Raw genomic sequence first — 13,227 nt, forward strand, 5'->3', positions numbered from 1 at the left:
ATGTGTTTGCTCGCACGAACATCATCCATCAAATCGGCGTTCTTGTTTCTGTGTTTCCCGGGATTCCGTGAAGAACCAATTTTTTACAATTGCGGCTTCTATTAGCAGCGGTGCTGCCACGCGAGGAAACCTCATGACTGCGTCGATCGATCCCGGCCTGCTGGCTATCTATGAAGCCTGGCACGCCAGCGTCTGTGCCGGCGACCTGGCCGCGACGGCGGCGTTGTATGCCGAGCAGGCGGTGTTCGAAACGCCGCTGGTGCTGGCGATCTACCCCGACCACGGCAGCGGCGTGCTGGTCGGCCGGGGGACGATCCAGCGGTTCATGGAGGACAGCAAGCGCCGCTTTCCCAATGACCTGGCTGAGTGGTATCGCAGCGATAAAGCCTTCATCAATGGCCGCAACCTGACGTGGGAATACCCGCGCAAGACGCCGACGGGGGAGCAGGTCGACCTGATGGAAATGATGGAGATTGAAAACGGCTTGATCACCTGCCACCGCGTGTATTGGGGCTGGTATGGCGTGCGCTTGCTGGCGCCAGTGCTGGCGAAGGCGCAAGCGCTGTGAACCCGCGTGCGGCGGTTGCCATCATTGGTGGGTCGGTGACCGGGGTCGCGGCGTTTATCCAACTGGTGCGCGCCGGCAACGCCAAGCGTATCGACATCATCGATCCCGAGGGGCTGGCGGACTCGATTGCCTTCGGCGTCTGCGAGGACGTGCTGTTATGCAACACCTCGGTGCAGACCCTGTCGATACTGGACGATGAACCGCACGACTTTCAGCGTTACCTCCAGGCGCAGGGCATCGACGTCGGCGAAGACGCGTTTGTGCCACGGACCTGGGTGGCGGGCTATCTCAAGCAACGCTATGCCGAGTACCGCGATGTGGCCGAGGCCCGGGGCATTGCGCATCGGATCGTGCGGGCGACGGTGCGGCATATCCAGCCGGTCGCGCGCGGCGACTATCGCCTGGTGCTGGATGAAGGCAGCGAGCTGCGCGCCTGTGCCGTGCTGGTCTGCACCGGCAGTGCCGCGCCGTTCGTGCCGCCGCTGGTCAGCCCGCATGCCGGTGCGCCGGGCATTTTCTCCACGCCATACCCGGCCAAGGCCTGGCTGGACAGCCTGGATAAACCGTCACGGGTCTTGGTGCTGGGCAGTCGCCTGTCGGCGGTCGACAGTGTGTTGCTGCTCTGCGGCGCGGGACACCGGGTGCTGATGGCGTCGCCTTCCGGGCGTTTGCCGGGCGTGCGTACCGCCACCCCCCGGCGTGGCGCGGTGGCCCTGGATGAAGCGCGATTCGCCCGGCTGGACCTGGAAAACCCCAAGCTGTACTGGCACTTGCTGCGCATCGTTGCGCGGGCGACCAAGGCGATCAATGGCCGCTCGCTGCGCGAACAAGTCGATCGCAGCGCGGAGCCCACCCAGCGTCTGCGCGGCGAAGTCGCCTTGGCCCGACGGGGCGCGACGGACTGGCAGAACCTGTTGGTGCAGTGCATGGACCTGGCCGACGTGAAGTTGCGCGCGGCGCCGCCCTCGGTGCCCGTGGCGGCGCTGCAAAACTGCTGGGAAGCGGTCGGGCGTTACCTGTTCGCGGTGCCTTTGCAGACCGCAACCACGCTGCTGCGCCTGATCGATGAAGGGCGCCTGCAGCTGGCCGCGCACTTGCCGACACAGCTTGAGTGGCAAGGCCAATGGCGGGTCCACGATGCCCAGGGGCGCATCGAGGCGGTGGATGCGGTGGTGTGCGCCAGCGGTTTTCATAAACAGTTTTTCCATGCCTCGCGCAACGGCCTTGAGCTGCAGGTGCCGCCGGCAACGCCGTGTACGCCGCCTTATGTGTCAGCGCAGTTGCAGGTCAGCCTGCCCGGCGCCGAGGCGCCGGAAGACATCTGGCTGCTGGGCGTGGCCTCGTACCTGGCGGCGCCGATGGTCAATTCGGTGTACCAATCGGTGCGCCAGGCCCGCGAGGTGGTGATGCTGCTCGCCGAGCACCCTTCATTCATGGACAAACACGCAACCGAGGCAGTGGCATGAAAGTGTATGGCGACAGAGGTTCGAGCAATACCCGGCGCGTACTGACGACCGCCGCTTACCTGGGGCTTGAGGTCGAATTCGTCTTCCTCGACCTGTTCAGTGGCGAGAACCGCACGCCGGAGTACCTGGCGCTCAACCCCAACGGCACGATCCCGACCTTGGTCGACGGCGATGTGGTGCTGTTCGAAGCCTCGGCGATCATGATTTACCTGGCGGAACGGGCCGGCTCGTCATTGCTGCCCGCGGGCAATGCCAAGTACGAAACGCTCAAATGGATGTTCTGGGCCGCCGAGCATTTTCGTCGCGGGCCCACGGTGCTGATCGAGCAGCGGTTCATGGACCGCCTCAAAGGCCGCGCCGAGAACCCGACCCTGGTGGCCGAAGCGCTGCAGGCGATCCACCGCTACACGGCGGTGCTCGACGGGCACTTGCGCACCCGGCGCTTTGTGGTGGGCGACGCGTTGAGCCTGGCGGACATCGACCTGGCGGCCCCGCTGAGTCATATCCCGCGGACCCAGGCGCCGTTTCTGGAGTATCCCCATGTGGCGGCCTGGTACGCGCGGATCAATGCGCTGCTCGCCTGGCAGCAGAGTGGGGTGGCCCAGGAGCGCCGCATCGCCGAAATCGAGCGCTTGTTCAGCTCGCAACAGGTGCCGGCATAAGGGTTTTCCTGGCCGGGGTCACGGCATGCAGCGGTGCTTCGAGATGGCGCAGATGCTCAATCCCCAGATGCAGCTTGAATGCCCGCCAGCCCGAGCCGGTCACATGTACCGCACGCGAGCCGGCGGTTCGGCGCAGCCAACCCAGCCGGCAAAAAGTCTCCAGCAGGTGGGTGCCGAGCGGCCCGGCGATGTGGTGTTGCCGTTCGGTCCAATCCAGGCAGCGGCGGGCCTGGAGGTGGTCGTGCAAGCATGGCTCGCCGGCCTGCGGGTTGAGTGACTGCAGCCACTCGGTACCACGCCGGGTGAGCACGTATTCGCGCTCGTCGCTTTCAAGGAGAAAACCCTGCTCCAGCATGCCTTGGGTCACCGCTACGCCGACCTGGCCGGCCAGGTGGTCGTAGCAGCAACGGGCAAAACGCAATTCATGGGCCGAACGGTTGGGCAGGCTACGCCACGAACTGGTTTGCGGTGCGACCGCCGCCAGGCTTTCCAGCACATGGGACACATCGGGGCCGGCCAATTGATAGAAGCGGTTGCGGCCCTTGGTCTCCACGGTGAGCAAGCCGCCGTCGAGCAGCTTCGCCAGGTGCGAACTGGCCGTCTGCGGCGTCACGCCAGCGGCATCGGCCAAGGCGCTGGCAGACATCGAACTGCCATCTGCCAGGGTGATCAGGATCACTGCGCGCACGGGTTCGGCGATCAGGTAGGCGATGGATGAGATTTTTGGCTGGGTCATTCCGTCGAACTCCGTGCTGTGCCAGGTGAAATCGGATTTCAGGATGACATAAACATAAACACTTCGACACAGCTCGAAGCGTTTATCCCAGAAAGCTGCATATAGTCGAGCCGCCCCCTTAAAGGACGCTCGCGGTCATGACCTCCAACACCCGCTACCAACGACAAGTACTGATTGCGACGAGTCTGAGCTATGTGGTCGTTATCCTCGACACTTCGATTGTCAACGTGGCAGTGGAATCGATTTCCCGCACCTTTGGCTCGGGTATCACCGGGCTGCAGTGGGTGATCAACGCATATACCCTGACCTTCGCCAGCCTGCTGCTGACGGGCGGCCTGCTGGGCGATCGTTTCGGCGCGAAGAAAATCTACGCCGTCGGCCTCGGCCTGTTTGCCCTGGCCTCGGCGTTGTGCGGCCTGGCCACCGACCTGCCGGAGTTGGTCGGTGCGCGGGTCCTGCAGGGGCTGGGCGCTGCGTTGCTGGTGCCGTGTTCCTTGATGTTGATCAACAGCGCTTACCCGCAGACCCACCAGCGCGCCGGCGCCATTGGCGTGTGGGCCGGGTGCGGCGGCATCGCCATGGCGGCCGGACCGCTGGTGGGCGGCGTACTGATCGAGCTGTTCGGCTGGCGCAGCATCTTCTTGATCAACGTGCCGATCGCCCTGGTGGGCGTGTGGCTGACCTCGCGCATCCCGTCTTCGGCACCGTTGGCGCCAAACCGGCACTTGGACGTCACCGGGCAAGTCGCCGCGATTATCGCGCTGGCGACCTCGGTGGCGGTGCTGATTGAAGGGGCGAAGCTGGGGTGGAACTCCGAATGGGTGTACGCCTGCGTGTTCGTGGCCTGTATCGCCTGGTGCGTGTTCTTTGTGACCGAAAGCCGCCACAAGGACCCGATGCTGCCGCTGCAGTATTTCCGCAACCCGGTGTTCTCGGGGGCGACGCTGCTGTCGCTGGCATCGGCCCTGGTGTTCTATGGCCTGTTTTTCCTGCTCAGCGTGTACTTCCAGAGCGAGCGTGGCTGGTCGCCGCTGGACACCGGGCTGGCTTTCCTGCCATTGACCGCCATGGTCACCCTGGGCAGCTTCACCTGCGGCCGGCTGACCCGTGCGTATGGCGCGCGCGCCGTGCTGTGTGCGGGGTTCGGCCTGTACACCGTGGGGTTTATCGGCCTGTTCGCCCTGGCCAGTGACGCACCGTACTGGCGTATCGCAGTGTGCTACCCGGCCGTGGGGTTCGGTGCCGGGATCATCACCCCGGCCGCCACCTCCGTGCTGATGAGTGTGGTCGACCGCGCCAAGGCCGGGGTGGCGGCGGGCACGCTCAATGCCAGCCGCCAAAGCGGCTCCGCCTTCGGCGTGGCGATCTTCGGCGCCTTGCTCACCTCGATTCAGCCCCTGGGCGATGCCATTGACGTCGCCGTCAGCGTCGCCATCGGCTTGTCGTTGCTCGCCATGCTGATGGCCGCCCTGGTGTTGAAAGCGCCGGCGGCGCAACCCGTGGAAAGTTGATGGACCTGCACCTGTAAAGGCGATTGCCCGGCACGTTTTCGTGACATTCGCGAAGCGTCGCTGCACCTGAAAAACATCATCAATAGGGATAATGATCATGAATCTGCGTTCTGCACCTGCAGTTGTCGATATGGCAGGGATCGGCATCGGTCCGGCCAACCTTAGCCTGGCGGCGCTGGCCCAGCCCAAACCGAGCATTAGCGCAGCGTTCTTCGAGCGCAGCAGCGAATTTCAATGGCATGCGGGGATGATGGTGCCCGAGGCCAAACTGCAGGTGCATTACCTCAAGGACCTGGTCAGCCTGGTGGACCCGTCCAACCCGCTGTCATTCCTCGCTTACCTGGCGCAGAAAAAACAGCTGCTCAGTTTTATCAACGCGCATTTCGAGCAGGTGCTGCGCCGCGAGTTCAACCAGTACTACCGCTGGGCGTGCAGCCAGCTGCCGAATCTGCATTTCAACAGCGAAGTGCGTTCGGTGACGTTCGATAACGGCCTGTTCCTGCTCCAAGGCGATACCTGGGCGCAGCCGGCGCGCCACCTGGTGTTGGGCACCGGGCAGCAACCGTCGATCCCGGCGTGCGCGCAGGCGCATCTGGGCGATACGCTGTTTCACTCCTCGCAGTACATGACCCGCAAGCGCAGCTTCAAAGACCAGCGCGTGGTGGTGATCGGTGGCGGCCAGACCGGGGCCGAAATCATCCAGCACCTGCTGTCCGACACCGCCGCCTTGCCCGCCAGCGTGACCTGGGTCTCGCGGCGCTGGAATTTTTCGCCGCTGGATGAGTCGCCGTTTACCAACGAGCTCTACACCCCGCAGTACAGCGACCACTTTTTCGCCCAGCCCGAGGCCGTGCGCCGGCCATTGCTGGTCGAGCAGAAACTGGCGAGCGACGGCATTTCCCAGGCGTTGTTGCAGTCGATTTATCGCCGCCTGTACGAGCTCAAGCACGTCTTGCAGCACCCCTGTCACATTCGCCTGCTGCCCGGGCGCGAGTTGACCGCGATTCAGCAGCGCCCGCATCACTGGAGCCTGTCGATGGCGCACGGGCACAGCCAGGTGCAGGAGGAACTGAGTGCCGACACCGCGGTGCTGTGTACAGGCTATGCCTACCAGATGCCGGCGTGCCTGGCGGCGCTCGAATCACGGATTACCCAATGCAACGGCGAGTACGTCTTCAACGATGACTATTCCGTCGCCTGGGATGGGCCGCAGGGCTCGGCCATCTATGTGCAAAACGCCGCGCGCAGCCAGAAAGGCATCGCCGACCCGAACCTGGGCCTGATCCCCTGGCGTTGCGCGAACATCATCAACAGCGTCAGCGGGCAAGCCCTGTACGACTTGGATGAGCCCGAGGCGTTCGTCCAATGGGGCGCCAACGAAGTATTCGACGAGGTCGGCGATGCGCGTTTCGATCGCCTGACCGCTCTCGCCAACTAGACCCAGGAGCCCGGTCATGGAACCCATCACACTTGCCCCCAACGGCAATGCCCCGGTGATTCGAGAAACCGAGGAGCCCGTGGCGCCGGAAGGCGTGCGCCTGTACCTGCACCACTTTGCCGGCAAACTGGCCAATGCGCCGATCCAGTCATCGCGTTTCACCCTCGAGCCACACAGCGCGACGGACGAAGACAAGCACGCCGTGAACGAAATCTGGTTTATCAGCGGCGGCGAGCTGGACGTCTGCTACGACGGCACCTGGCACGCGGTCAGAAATGGCGAAAGCCTGTATTTCGCGCCCTGGCGGCCGCATTTCGCGCGCAACAACGGCATGACCCAGGTCCAGGTGTTTTCGGTGTGGTGGGCATGAGCATGGCGCAGCACTTCGACCTGGTGATTGTCGGAGGCGGCATTATCGGCGCCTGGGCGTTGCATCATGCGACGCAACGCTATCCCCACTGGCAGATTCTGCTGATCGACCGCTACCGCATCGGCGACGGGGCCACCGCCCATTCGGCGGGTGTGCTGCTGGCCACCGGCCGCTCGCCGCGCGAACGGCGCCTGGCCGGGGAGAGCGCCGAGCTGTATCGGGCCCTGCGTGATCGCCTGGGCATCCGCACCACCCAGGCGCCGGTGTACTGGCTGGCCGAACGCAGCTTTAGCGCAGACATCGAGCAGGCCCTGGTCGATGCGCCGGTTCAGCCCGCCGACCTGTGCGTGGCGGACCTGGGCTCACGCCTGGGCGCCCCACTCAACGTTGGCGCGAACGAAAGCCTGTTGCGTGGCGGCACCGCCGAAAGTTATGAGCCGCCGCTGGTGGCGCGATTGCTGATCGGCCACAGCCTGGCCAGTGCCCATGTGCGCTGCATCGAAGGCGTAGGCGTGCAGCAGATCGATGCGCTGGGCAGCGGCACGCGCATCACCCTGGCCGACGGCGCCACGCTGCGTGCCCGCCGCACCCTGGTTGCCACGGGGCCGTGGGTCAGCGAGCCGCCGTTTGACGCGCTTGCCGCGCGCCATGGGCTGCGGGTGAAGAAGGTGGTGGCCCTGCATATCGACGGCGTACCGCCGAGCAACGCCGCGGCGCTGTTCCTGCCGCAATCCGACGCTTACCTGATGCCATTGGCGGCGCGTAACCAGTGGTTGTTCAGCTTCCGGTGCGATGAATGGGACGTTGCGCCGCGCAAACATGCACTGGAAATCAACCGCCACGATGTGCAGGTGGCCACCCGCACGCTGGCGCACTACCTGCCCGAGCTGGTGGCCCGCTGTCGCGGCGGCCGGGTGTTCTGCGACAGCTACAGCCCCGGCGGAGAGTCGCAGGTGAGCTTCGACGCCGGGCAGAACCTGGTGTTTGCCGGCGCCGGCAGCGGCGCCGGTTTCCGCCTGGCACCGGGCATTGCCCGCGAAGCCGTGGACCTGCTCGTCGCCCAGTGGCCCGATGCGCCCGCTACCGCCAAACCCACCCTTTCTACTGTTTCGATGGATTGAAAAGATGACCGCTATCGCCGCGCAAACCTTCTTCCTGATGCCCATCCCGCCCACTCCGAACGGCAGGCTGCACCTGGGGCATATCGCCGGGCCGTACTTGCGCATGGACATGCTGGGGCGCTACCTGCGTAGCCAGGGCCATCGTGTCGACGTGGTCTCGGCGGTCGACGGCTTCGACTCCTATGTGCTGTGGAAGGCCCTGCAAGAGCAGCGCACGCCCGAAGCCGTGGTGCGCGACTATCACGGGCAAATCGCCCATGACCTGCGCGCGCTGGATGTCGAGGTGGATGACTTCCTCGACCTGGTGCAAGGCCCCTATGCGCAGCAGCATGCGCGCAATGCCCAGCGCACGGTGGAGCGCCTGGTGGCGCTCGGGGTGACGCAAAGCGTGGTCGAACGCGTGCTGTATTGCCCGGACACCCGGCGCTACATGGCGGGGGCCTGGCTGCTGGGGCAATGCCCGTATTGCCGGGCGGGGGCGGGCGGCTATTTTTGCGAAGCCTGCGGCGCACTGTTTCGCCCGGAAGCCATGCTTGACCCGCAACCGCGCATGGGCGACAGCCCCCTGCACTGGGTTGAGGTCGAAAGCCTGTTTCTGACCGTCGCCCACCCCGAGCAGTTGCTGCAGCGCATGGCGACCTCCGGTGCGCCGGCGTCGATCGTCGAGGTGATTGCGCGCTTCCTGGAACGGGAAAACGGCCGGGTGCGGCTGACCGCGCCGGGCGAATGGGGCGTTGCCTGGAGCCCGGACCGCTTCGGCAACCCGCGCGTGCTGTTCGAATCGGGCTGGGAGTATGCGCTGACCTGCGCCGACCGATCCCAGGAACAGGCGCCCGAGCACGGCCATGCCATGCTGCGCAGCAGCGAGGTGACGACGCTGGTCAGTTTTGGCATCGACAACGCGGTGCTGCTGTTGGCCGGAAGTGTCGCGGTGATGGATGCGTTGCAGGATCACCGCTCATTCGATTACGTGTTGACCAATTACTTCTACAACCTGCAAGGCGCGAAGTTTTCCACCAGCCGCCTGCATGTGGTATGGGCCGCCGATATCGTCGAAAAGACCCCGGCGACCAGCGACGCGGTGCGTTACTTCCTGAGCCGCGAAAGCCCCGAACAGGGCGAAACCAACTTCGCCGTGGAGGAGTTTGTCGAGGTGGTCAATGTGGACCTGGCCGGTGCGCTCGACGGTCGCATCGACCTGGCGCTGGCCGTCCTCGATCACACGCGGCCGCAGTCCATCGACCCGGCACTGTGGCCGGCCCTGGAGCTGGCCGTTACGCGGTTGGGGCAGGCCTTCCGGTTGGACGCGGTGTCGGTGCGCGAAGCCTGGGACGTGCTGCATCAATGGATGCAACGCCCCGACCTGGACGTCACGCAGCCCGCCCACGCCTACCTGTGGCTCAAGGGCCTGGCGTACCTGGCCGCGCCGATCATGCCGCGCCTGGCCGAGTACCTGTGGCAGCGCCTGGGGCATGACGGTTTGCCGCTGATCCAGGCGCTGCGCGCTGCCTCGCAGCCACGTCCGCAGACCTCGGCGCGCCCACGCTTTGCGCCGCTGTCGCCGGCCGCATTGGCGCCGTGCCTGCCGGCCAGCGTGGTGCTTGCCGGGGCCACCAGCGATGCATGAATACGCCGACGTTATCGTGATCGGCGCCGGCACCACCGGCACCGCCGCAGCCTGGCACCTGGCGCGGGCCGGGGCGTCGGTCAGGCTGCTCGATAAAGGCGCGATTGCCAGCGGCTCGTCGGGCGCATCGCCGGGGATCGTCCGGGCGTATTATGCCGACCCCGCCCTCAGCTACCTGGCGACGCAAGGTGTGCGGGCCTATCGCGAGTGGCCGCAGCACTATCCCGGCGCATGCGGCTACCAGCGCACGGGGTTCCTGACCGGTATTGCCGGGCACGCGCAAGCGACCACCCAGGCCAATGTCGCGCGTCTGCGGGCAGCGGGCGCGCCGCTTGAATGGCTCTGCCCCGAGCAGATACGGGAACGGGTGCCGGACCTGGACACCGATGGCCTGGCGGGCGCGGTCTACGAACCGGACGCCGGTTATTGCGACCCGCGTCTTACCGCACGCAGCTTTGCCGCCGGTGCGAGCGCCCTGGGCGCGGTGATCGAAGAGGGCCGGGCGGCGCGGCGGATTGTGCGCCAGGCCGGCCGCGTCATCGGCGTGCAGACCGACTGCGGGTTTATCGCCAGCAGCCATGTGATCAACGCCGCCGGGCCGTGGGCCGCCGCACTGGCCGCCGAGTGCGGCGCGCCGCTGCCGATTCACGCCACACGGCAATGCGTGGGCATTCTCGAGGTCTGCGGCGCGGATAAGCCGATGCCGGGCTACTGCGACCGCGACGTCGGCTTCTACCTGCGCCCGGATCGCCCCGGCAGCTACGTGATCGGCGCGCTGGGCGGCGCCGAAGGGGCGCCCATCGACCCGGATGCCTTCGACGGCACCTTCAGCGACACTCAGGTGTTGGCCTACCGTGACCGCGCCGCGCAACGCGTGCAACGTTTACTGGGCGCACAGCCGATCGGGCGCCGCGTGTCGTTCTTCGATGACACGCCGGACGGTAATCCGCTGCTCGGCCCGGACCCGCGCGTGCCGGGGTTGATGGTCGCGGCAGGGTTGAGCGGGCATGGTTTCAAGTTCGCGCCGCTGTTCGGACAGGCGATTGCGCAGTGGGTGTTGACGGGGGAGATGTCGGCGGCGATGGCGCCGTTTGCGCTGCAGCGGTTGGTCGGGTAACGGTAATTCAGTAAATTGTGTGGCTGCGCGGGCCGCGATGCAATCTGGCCCCGGGCAACGTCTACTCCTCCATCGGCCTGATCAACGCGGCCGAGTAAGCCTCAACGCAAAACACCCCGGAAAGCCGGGGTGTTTCGCAACGGGTTAACCTATTGAGGCTTTACCAGAGCGCCAAGGTGTAATCGATGTTCACCCGCAGTTCGTTGTCATCGCGAAACGAAGCGCTGGGGGCGAAGTCATTGCGGTACCAGGCATGGCGCAAGCGGAACGCGACGTTCTTGAAGGTGCCGCTCTGCACCACATAAGACAGCTCTATGTCTTTTTCGCTCTCGCTGCGATCACTGCCGCCCAATGCACTCGGTAGTTCGATATGGCTGGCGTCCAGATACCGCAGCATGCCCTTGAGCCCGGGAACCGCCAGGGCGGCGAAGTCATAGTCGTAGCGGACCTGCCAGGTGCGTTCCTTGGGGTTGAGGAACTCGCTGCTCAAGGCGCCTTCACTGACCACCATCGGTTCTGAACCGGCGATGTAGGGCATTGCCGTGTCACCGCTCAGTTGCATGTAACCGAGCCCGAGGCTGTGGGCGCCCAGGCTGTAGGTGCTCATCACGCCGAAGGTGCGGTTGTCGACCTTGCCCGCTTTGGCGGGGCCGTCCTCGCCGCTGATGTGGTAGCGCACATCGGTTTTCACCCGCCCCGGGCCCAGTGGGCGATTGTCGATAAACCCGACGAAGTCCTGGCGATAAATGTCCGCAAGTTCCGCATGGTAGTACTTGAGTGTGAGAGCGTCGGACCATTTGTAGTCGCCGCCGGCAAAGCTGAAGCTGTCCGATTCGGCCGCACCGTTGAAGCGCCGGTTGGGCGAGGCCAGGGTGATCTTCTGGTAGTTGGTCGAATCGCGCTGGTTCATGCGGTCGAGCCAGCCGGCATTGAGCGTCAGGTTGTCGATGTCCTGGGACTTGAGCTGGGCGCCACGAAAGGTCTGTGGCAGCAGGCGCGCCGGGCTGGCAAACAGGATGGGCAGGTTCGGCGCGAGCGTGCCGCCCTGCAGTTCGGTTTTCGATACCTTGACCTTGCCGGTCAGCCCCAGTTCTGAATAGCTGTCGTTCGGCTGGCGAGTGACCGGGTTGTACGACAGCAGGCCGGTGCCGGTGCGATCGGGGCTGGAGTCGAGTTTCAAACCGAGCAGGCCTTGGGCATCCAGGCCAAACCCCACGGTGCCAGGGGTATAACCGGAAGTGAAGCGCAGGATGAAGCCCTGCGCCCATTCACGGGTGGCCGATTGCGCCGAGTCGCCTTTGTAGTCGCGGTCGAAGTAGTAGTTGCGCGAGGTCAGCGTGGCCTTGCTGTCTTCGATAAAACCCTGGGCCAGCAGCGTGGGGCTGATGCTGCACAGCGTACCGAGGGCGAGGGTGGTGTGAACCCGTTTCAGAGTACTCATGGACGTTGCCTTTTTATTATTGTTGTCGGGGTTATTCAGGGGCATGCAAGAGGACCCACTGCTGATCCTGCACCGTCACCAGTGCGCGAGCGCGCTGGTCGTGGCCGAAGTGGTCGGTGGCGCTCAGGTTGTACACGCCGTGGGTGCCGACCACGTTGCGGGTCTGCTCAAGCTGGTCGCGCAGTTGCTCGCGAAACGCTGGCGTGCCCGGTGTGCTGCCTTTGAGCGCGGCCGGCACGGCGGCCTCCACCAGGCGCATGGCGTCGTACAGGTAGGCGCCGAATGGCGACAGGCTGTTGGCGCCGTACTGGGCCTGGTAATCCTGCGCGTATTGGCTGGCGATGGCTTTGGACGGGTGGCTGGCGGGCAGTTTGTCCCATACCACCACGGGGCCCACGGGCAGGATCGCGCCGTTCAAGGCTTTGTCGCCGATGCGCAGGAACGCGCTGTTGGCCGCACCATGGGTGTGGTAAATGGTGCCCTTGTAACCCAGGCGCCGCAGTTCGGTGTGGGGCAGGGCCGCGGGTGTGCCGGTGGCGCCGATCAATACCGCATCGGGCTTGCTGCTCATGACCTTCAGGGCCTGGCCACTGACCGACGAGTCGGTGCGGTTGAAGCGCTCGTCTCGCACCAATTGGATGCCTGCCGCCGGCGCCATCTTGCTCAGCACTTTGTGCCAGTCTTCGCCCCACACATCGTTGTAGCCGATATACGCCAGGGTTTTTACGCCGGCTTTTTGCATGTGCTCGATCAGCGCCTCGGCCATCAAGGTGTTGGTCTGGGCGACGGTGAAGATCCAGGTCTGTTCGCCACTTGCCGGGGCGAATGGGGCCAGGGCGATCTGCGCGGTCTTGCTCTCCTTGGCGATTTGCGCCACGGCCGCCGAGGTGGGCACGGTGGTGGAGCCGATCAACAGGTCGACACGGTTTTCACTCACCAGTTTGCGCGCGTTCTTGGCGGCGGCCGTGCTGTCGCTGCCGTCGTCCAGTACCACGTATTTCACCGCCTGGCCGGCAATTTCCTTGGGCAACAGGGCCACGGTATTGCGCTCGGGAATACCCAGCGAGGCACCGGGGCCGGTGGTGGAGAGAATCACGCCGACGGTCATGTCCGCCTGTGCGGCGGCAGACAGTGAGGCCAGCAACAGCAAGGGAAAAATCGATCTCATAC

Annotated in this window: 12 protein-coding genes; 9 read left to right on the forward strand and 3 right to left on the reverse strand. The window is 65.1% G+C overall.

Annotated features, from left to right (window positions below; genetic code table 11):
• Positions 1–133 precede the first annotated feature (133 nt).
• From AC07W0_RS28275 to AC07W0_RS28285, 3 genes are read left to right on the forward strand one after another with little or no spacing between them, the layout of a single operon-like run.
• Positions 134–568, forward strand: a complete 435-nt coding sequence (locus tag AC07W0_RS28275; RefSeq protein ID WP_046486470.1) for a nuclear transport factor 2 family protein — start codon at positions 134–136, stop codon at positions 566–568.
• Positions 565–2,034 carry an FAD/NAD(P)-binding protein gene (locus AC07W0_RS28280; RefSeq protein ID WP_102618772.1) on the forward strand — a complete coding sequence of 490 codons (1,470 nt, stop codon included), beginning with the start codon at positions 565–567 and terminating at the stop codon, positions 2,032–2,034. Before AC07W0_RS28275 ends, AC07W0_RS28280 begins: the two co-directional genes overlap by 4 nt.
• Entirely contained in the window at positions 2,031–2,696 is a 666-nt protein-coding gene (locus tag AC07W0_RS28285) for a glutathione S-transferase family protein (RefSeq protein ID WP_017847290.1), read from the forward strand. Before AC07W0_RS28280 ends, AC07W0_RS28285 begins: the two co-directional genes overlap by 4 nt.
• On the opposite strand, the gene AC07W0_RS28290 is transcribed toward AC07W0_RS28285, so the two are convergent.
• On the reverse strand, positions 2,671–3,432 hold the full coding sequence (locus AC07W0_RS28290) for an ArsR/SmtB family transcription factor (RefSeq protein ID WP_102618771.1): 762 nt from the start codon (positions 3,430–3,432) through the stop codon (positions 2,671–2,673). The two genes, AC07W0_RS28285 and AC07W0_RS28290, sit on opposite strands and share 26 nt — an antisense overlap.
• 137 nt (positions 3,433–3,569) lie before the next feature.
• Here AC07W0_RS28290 and AC07W0_RS28295 point away from each other — a divergent pair, with 137 nt between their 5' ends.
• The 6 genes from AC07W0_RS28295 to AC07W0_RS28320 all read left to right on the forward strand — a co-directional run bounded on the left by AC07W0_RS28295 (position 3,570) and on the right by AC07W0_RS28320 (position 10,616).
• Positions 3,570–4,943, forward strand: a complete 1,374-nt coding sequence (locus AC07W0_RS28295) for an MFS transporter (RefSeq protein ID WP_046383245.1) — start codon at positions 3,570–3,572, stop codon at positions 4,941–4,943.
• Between the two features lie 97 nt (positions 4,944–5,040).
• Positions 5,041–6,381 (forward strand): lysine N(6)-hydroxylase/L-ornithine N(5)-oxygenase family protein, encoded by a 1,341-nt coding sequence (locus tag AC07W0_RS28300; RefSeq protein WP_046486467.1) that lies wholly within the window; start codon positions 5,041–5,043, stop codon positions 6,379–6,381.
• A 16-nt stretch (positions 6,382–6,397) separates the two neighbouring features.
• A complete protein-coding gene (locus AC07W0_RS28305; RefSeq protein ID WP_017847294.1) occupies positions 6,398–6,751 on the forward strand; it encodes a cupin domain-containing protein in 354 nt (117 codons plus the stop codon).
• A complete protein-coding gene (locus AC07W0_RS28310) occupies positions 6,748–7,872 on the forward strand; it encodes an NAD(P)/FAD-dependent oxidoreductase (protein ID WP_256580895.1) in 1,125 nt (374 codons plus the stop codon). Before AC07W0_RS28305 ends, AC07W0_RS28310 begins: the two co-directional genes overlap by 4 nt.
• A gap of 4 nt (positions 7,873–7,876) precedes the next feature.
• Positions 7,877–9,499 carry a methionine--tRNA ligase gene (locus AC07W0_RS28315; RefSeq protein ID WP_102618769.1) on the forward strand — a complete coding sequence of 541 codons (1,623 nt, stop codon included), beginning with the start codon at positions 7,877–7,879 and terminating at the stop codon, positions 9,497–9,499.
• Entirely contained in the window at positions 9,492–10,616 is a 1,125-nt protein-coding gene (locus AC07W0_RS28320; protein ID WP_046486465.1) for an NAD(P)/FAD-dependent oxidoreductase, read from the forward strand. The genes AC07W0_RS28315 and AC07W0_RS28320 overlap by 8 nt, the downstream gene beginning before the upstream one ends.
• Before the next feature lie 160 nt (positions 10,617–10,776).
• Here AC07W0_RS28320 and AC07W0_RS28325 read toward each other — a convergent pair whose 3' ends face one another.
• A complete protein-coding gene (locus AC07W0_RS28325; RefSeq protein WP_046486464.1) occupies positions 10,777–12,057 on the reverse strand; it encodes an OprD family porin in 1,281 nt (426 codons plus the stop codon).
• A 31-nt stretch (positions 12,058–12,088) separates the two neighbouring features.
• Positions 12,089–13,225 (reverse strand): ABC transporter substrate-binding protein, encoded by a 1,137-nt coding sequence (locus AC07W0_RS28330; protein WP_102618768.1) that lies wholly within the window; start codon positions 13,223–13,225, stop codon positions 12,089–12,091.
• Positions 13,226–13,227 lie beyond the last annotated feature (2 nt).

Source organism: Pseudomonas sp. GW704-F2, assembly GCF_059423025.1.

Coding starts and splice junctions, on each gene's coding strand:
- AC07W0_RS28275 (WP_046486470.1), top strand. CDS start 134: ATGACTGCGTCGATCGATCCCGGCCTGCTGGCTATCTATGAAGCCTGG.
- AC07W0_RS28285 (WP_017847290.1), top strand. CDS start 2,031: ATGAAAGTGTATGGCGACAGAGGTTCGAGCAATACCCGGCGCGTACTG.
- AC07W0_RS28290 (WP_102618771.1), bottom strand. CDS start 3,432: ATGACCCAGCCAAAAATCTCATCCATCGCCTACCTGATCGCCGAACCC.
- AC07W0_RS28295 (WP_046383245.1), top strand. CDS start 3,570: ATGACCTCCAACACCCGCTACCAACGACAAGTACTGATTGCGACGAGT.
- AC07W0_RS28300 (WP_046486467.1), top strand. CDS start 5,041: ATGAATCTGCGTTCTGCACCTGCAGTTGTCGATATGGCAGGGATCGGC.
- AC07W0_RS28305 (WP_017847294.1), top strand. CDS start 6,398: ATGGAACCCATCACACTTGCCCCCAACGGCAATGCCCCGGTGATTCGA.
- AC07W0_RS28310 (WP_256580895.1), top strand. CDS start 6,748: ATGAGCATGGCGCAGCACTTCGACCTGGTGATTGTCGGAGGCGGCATT.
- AC07W0_RS28315 (WP_102618769.1), top strand. CDS start 7,877: ATGACCGCTATCGCCGCGCAAACCTTCTTCCTGATGCCCATCCCGCCC.
- AC07W0_RS28320 (WP_046486465.1), top strand. CDS start 9,492: ATGCATGAATACGCCGACGTTATCGTGATCGGCGCCGGCACCACCGGC.
- AC07W0_RS28325 (WP_046486464.1), bottom strand. CDS start 12,057: ATGAGTACTCTGAAACGGGTTCACACCACCCTCGCCCTCGGTACGCTG.
- AC07W0_RS28330 (WP_102618768.1), bottom strand. CDS start 13,225: ATGAGATCGATTTTTCCCTTGCTGTTGCTGGCCTCACTGTCTGCCGCC.